We start from the raw sequence: 5,556 nt of genomic DNA, 5'->3' as shown, positions 1-5,556 counted from the left end.
CCGGGGAAACAGAAAGAGCCACCCCGGTGTGGGGTGGCTCTTTCTGAAGGGTGTTCGGCGGCGTCCTACTCTCCCACACCCTGGCGGGTGCAGTACCATCGGCGCTGAAGGGCTTAGCTTCCGGGTTCGGAATGGGACCGGGCGTTTCCCCTTCGCTATGACCGCCGTAACGTTGTCGAGTTGTCAAACGGGTTCCCGTTCGTTGCTCGGGAACCGCACAGTGGACGCGTAGCACAAGATAGTTGTGGTGAAGTTGTCGGCTGATTAGTACCGGTCAGCTGCGACGGTCGTTGGTCCCGTCTTCCACGTCCGGCCTATCTACCCAGTGGTCTAGCTGGGAGCCTCTCGGGGCGAGCCCCGTGGAAACCTCATCTTGAAGCAGGCTTCCCGCTTAGATGCTTTCAGCGGTTATCCCTTCCGAACGTAGCCAACCAGCCGTGCTCCTGGCGGAACAACTGGCACACCAGAGGTTCGTCCGTCCCGGTCCTCTCGTACTAGGGACAGCCCTTCTCAAGTTTCCTGCGCGCGCAGCGGATAGGGACCGAACTGTCTCACGACGTTCTAAACCCAGCTCGCGTACCGCTTTAATGGGCGAACAGCCCAACCCTTGGGACCTACTCCAGCCCCAGGATGCGACGAGCCGACATCGAGGTGCCAAACCATGCCGTCGATATGGACTCTTGGGCAAGATCAGCCTGTTATCCCCGGGGTACCTTTTATCCGTTGAGCGACGGCGCTTCCACAAGCCACCGCCGGATCACTAGTCCCGACTTTCGTCCCTGCTCGACCTGTCGGTCTCACAGTCAAGCTCCCTTGTGCACTTGCACTCGCCACCTGATTGCCAACCAGGCTGAGGGAACCTTTGGGCGCCTCCGTTACATTTTGGGAGGCAACCGCCCCAGTTAAACTACCCACCAGGCACTGTCCCTAGTCCGGATCACGGACCGAGGTTAGATGTCCAGAGCGACCAGAGTGGTATTTCAACGTTGACTCCACCGACACTGGCGTGCCGGCTTCACAGTCTCCCACCTATCCTACACAAGCCGCACCGAACACCAATACCAAGCTATAGTAAAGGTCCCGGGGTCTTTCCGTCCTGCTGCGCGTAACGAGCATCTTTACTCGTAGTGCAATTTCGCCGAGTTCGCGGTTGAGACAGCGGAGAAGTCGTTACGCCATTCGTGCAGGTCGGAACTTACCCGACAAGGAATTTCGCTACCTTAGGATGGTTATAGTTACCACCGCCGTTTACTGGGGCTTAAATTCTGAGCTTCGCCTTGCGGCTGACCCGTCCTCTTAACCTTCCAGCACCGGGCAGGCGTCAGTCCGTATACATCGTCTTGCGACTTCGCACGGACCTGTGTTTTTAGTAAACAGTCGCTTCTCCCTGGTCTCTGCGGCCCTCCACGCTCCCCGGGCAAGCCGGTTCACGCTTCAGGCCCCCCTTCTCCCGAAGTTACGGGGGCATTTTGCCGAGTTCCTTAACCACGATTTGCTCGATCGCCTTGGTATTCTCTACCTGACCACCTGAGTCGGTTTGGGGTACGGGCGGCTAGTCCCTCGCGTCGAGGCTTTTCTAGGCAGCATAGGATCACCATGTTCCCGCGTTCGCGGTCACCGTCGGCTCTCAGGCTGTGTGAGCTGCGGATTTGCCTACAGCTCGCCCTACGACCTTGGACGTGGACAACCATCGCCACGCCTGGCTACCTTCCTGCGTCACCCCTGTTAATACGCTTACCTACTACCGGTTCGGGTTCCGTGCTCCCCTGCCCGGTGTCCCCGAAGGGACGGTGGGCAGGCTCGGACGGTTAGCATCACCGGGCTCGGTATGGGCGGTCCTTCGCCGGTACGGGAATATCAACCCGTTGTCCATCGACTACGCCTGTCGGCCTCGCCTTAGGTCCCGACTTACCCAGGGCGGATTAACCTGGCCCTGGAACCCTTGGTCATTCGGCGGACGGGTTTCTCACCCGTCATTCGCTACTCATGCCTGCATTCTCACTCGTGTGGCGTCCACCGCTGGGTTACCCCGCGACTTCACCCGCCACACGACGCTCCCCTACCCATCCACGCACCTGAACCACGAAGGCTTAGTTGTCGCGTGAATGCCACAGCTTCGGCGGTGTGCTTGAGCCCCGCTACATTGTCGGCGCGGAATCACTTGACCAGTGAGCTATTACGCACTCTTTCAAGGGTGGCTGCTTCTAAGCCAACCTCCTGGTTGTCTGTGCAACTCCACATCCTTTCCCACTTAGCACACGCTTAGGGGCCTTAGCTGGTGGTCTGGGCTGTTTCCCTCTCGACTACGGAGCTTATCCCCCGCAGTCTCACTGCCACGCTCTGGCTTACCGGCATTCGGAGTTTGGCTAACGTCAGTAACCTGGTGGGGCCCATCGGCTATCCAGTAGCTCTACCTCCGGCAAGAAACACGTGACGCTGCACCTAAATGCATTTCGGGGAGAACCAGCTATCACGGAGTTTGATTGGCCTTTCACCCCTAACCACAGGTCATCCCCCAGGTTTTCAACCCTGGTGGGTTCGGGCCTCCACGCGGTCTTACCCGCGCTTCACCCTGCCCATGGCTAGATCACTCCGCTTCGGGTCTAGAGCACGCGACTGAATCGCCCTATTCGGACTCGCTTTCGCTACGGCTCCCCCACACGGGTTAACCTCGCCACGTACCACTAACTCGCAGGCTCATTCTTCAAAAGGCACGCCGTCACCCCAGCTAGGGAGGCTCCGACGGATTGTAGGCACACGGTTTCAGGTACTATTTCACTCCCCTCCCGGGGTACTTTTCACCTTTCCCTCACGGTACTTGTCCGCTATCGGTCACCAGGTAGTATTTAGGCTTACACAGTGGTCTGTGCAGATTCACTCCAGGTTTCTCGGGCCCGGAGCTACTTGGGAACACCGCACGGGAGGCCGCGTCATTTCGTCTACGGGGGTACCACCCTCTGTGCCGGGCCTTTCAATGCCCTTCGACTATGACACGACTTTCTGACTCCCTGCTGACACGGCAGTATCAGCTGGCGGGTCCCACAACCCCGAGTGCGCAACGCCTGCCGGCTTTCACACGCACACGGTTTGGCCTGATCCGCTTTCGCTCGCCACTACTCACGGAATATCTCTTCCTGCCGGTACTGAGATGTTTCACTTCCCGGCGTTCCCTCCACTCACCCTATATATTCAGGTGAGGGTCGTACCACATGACTGGTACGGGGTTTCCCCATTCGGACATCCTCGGATCACGGTTCGCTTGTCAACTCCCCGAGGCTTTTCGCAGACTGCCACGTCCTTCTTCGGCTCCTGGTGCCAAGGCATCCACCCTGTGCCCTTATAAACTTGACCACAAAGACTATTTCAAAGATGCTCGCGTCCACTGTGCAGTTCTCAACCAACGACCGGGATCCACACCCAGCCCGGCGCCTACCCCCACCAGCCGCCACCCCCGACAGGGGAAGCAGCTGGGCGAGCGGTTCATCCGAACCCGTGCGGTCCGCAGTCCCACCACCACCACGCCCGCTCGCAAGCGAAACCCGGTGAGGCGCGACCCCGAGGCACAACAACCTTCCGGCTGTTCCCTCAGGACCCAACAGCGTGCCAAGCCCACCCGATCACCGGCAGACCTCCGTTCCCTCCCCACAGCAAGCTGCAGGCGTACTAAGAGCCCACCGACCACCAGGCCGGCCATAGTCGATGTTCCACCCTCGAGCACCACCCCCAGCTCATCCGGCCAGGGCGTGGGCCTGGACGCCACCAACCACCCATGACAGGTGCGCTGCGGCGCCAGATGCTCCTTAGAAAGGAGGTGATCCAGCCGCACCTTCCGGTACGGCTACCTTGTTACGACTTAGTCCCAATCGCCAGTCCCACCTTCGACGGCTCCCCCCACAAGGGTTAGGCCACCGGCTTCGGGTGTTACCGACTTTCGTGACTTGACGGGCGGTGTGTACAAGGCCCGGGAACGTATTCACCGCAGCGTTGCTGATCTGCGATTACTAGCGACTCCGACTTCATGGGGTCGAGTTGCAGACCCCAATCCGAACTGAGACCGGCTTTTTGGGATTCGCTCCACCTTACGGTATCGCAGCCCTTTGTACCGGCCATTGTAGCATGCGTGAAGCCCAAGACATAAGGGGCATGATGATTTGACGTCATCCCCACCTTCCTCCGAGTTGACCCCGGCAGTCTCCCATGAGTCCCCGGCATAACCCGCTGGCAACATGGGACGAGGGTTGCGCTCGTTGCGGGACTTAACCCAACATCTCACGACACGAGCTGACGACAACCATGCACCACCTGTACACCGACCTTACGGGGAGCACATCTCTGCACTTTTCCGGTGTATGTCAAGCCTTGGTAAGGTTCTTCGCGTTGCATCGAATTAATCCGCATGCTCCGCCGCTTGTGCGGGCCCCCGTCAATTTCTTTGAGTTTTAGCCTTGCGGCCGTACTCCCCAGGCGGGGCACTTAATGCGTTTGCTGCGGCACGGAACCCGTGGAATGGGACCCACACCTAGTGCCCAACGTTTACGGCATGGACTACCAGGGTATCTAATCCTGTTCGCTCCCCATGCTTTCGCTCCTCAGCGTCAGTTGCGGCCCAGTGACCTGCCTTCGCCATCGGTGTTCCTCCTGATATCTGCGCATTCCACCGCTACACCAGGAATTCCAGTCACCCCTACCGCACTCTAGTCTGCCCGTACCCACTGCAAGCCCCAGGTTGAGCCTGAGGATTTCACAGCAGACGCGACAAACCGCCTACGAGCTCTTTACGCCCAATAATTCCGGACAACGCTTGCGCCCTACGTATTACCGCGGCTGCTGGCACGTAGTTAGCCGGCGCTTCTTCTGCAGGTACCGTCACTTTCGCTTCTTCCCTGCCGAAAGAGGTTTACAACCCGAAGGCCTTCATCCCTCACGCGGCGTCGCTGCATCAGGCTTTCGCCCATTGTGCAATATTCCCCACTGCTGCCTCCCGTAGGAGTCTGGGCCGTGTCTCAGTCCCAGTGTGGCCGGTCGCCCTCTCAGGCCGGCTACCCGTCGTCGCCTTGGTAGGCCATCACCCCACCAACAAGCTGATAGGCCGCGAGCCCATCCCCCACCGAAAAACTTTCCACACACTCCGCATGCGCAGGTGTGTCGTATCCGGTATTAGACCCCGTTTCCAAGGCTTATCCCGAAGTGAAGGGCAGGTTGCTCACGTGTTACTCACCCGTTCGCCACTGATCAGACCAGCAAGCTGGCCATCACCGTTCGACTTGCATGTGTTAAGCACGCCGCCAGCGTTCGTCCTGAGCCAGAATCAAACTCTCCGTCAATGTCTACCTGGCACCCACCAACCGAAACCAGCAGGCAACCGACACAACAAAGAAACCCCAACCACAAAAGCCAGGGCCATCAGATTCGGCATCAAAAACCAGACTCATCCGACGGGGGTCGAACAAGCCCGGTCAATCAACGCCAACACCCACCCAGGCAAACACCCAGGCGAGCCATATTGGCATCGACTACTTGGCACACTGTTGAGTTCTCAAGGAACAGACGCGCATC

At 59.0% G+C, this 5,556-nt stretch carries 3 rRNA genes; all 3 read right to left on the bottom strand.

The annotated features are described in order from the left end of the window. Positions 1 to 52: 52 nt before the first annotated feature. Positions 53 to 169, bottom strand: a 5S ribosomal RNA gene (gene rrf / locus QRT04_RS17170). Between the two features lie 75 nt (positions 170 to 244). Further along, positions 245 to 3,351: ribosomal RNA gene (locus tag QRT04_RS17165) — 23S ribosomal RNA — on the bottom strand. A 453-nt stretch (positions 3,352 to 3,804) separates the two neighbouring features. Next, positions 3,805 to 5,324 (bottom strand): 16S ribosomal RNA (locus QRT04_RS17160). Together the 16S, 23S and 5S rRNA genes form the textbook arrangement of a ribosomal RNA operon. Positions 5,325 to 5,556 lie beyond the last annotated feature (232 nt).

Origin of the sequence: Cellulomonas alba (assembly GCF_030362835.1) — a bacterium.
In the GTDB taxonomy this organism is placed as follows: domain Bacteria; phylum Actinomycetota; class Actinomycetes; order Actinomycetales; family Cellulomonadaceae; genus Cellulomonas; species Cellulomonas alba.
Note: the sequence above shows the minus strand (reverse complement) of the source record. Positions and strands in the feature narration are given on the sequence as shown.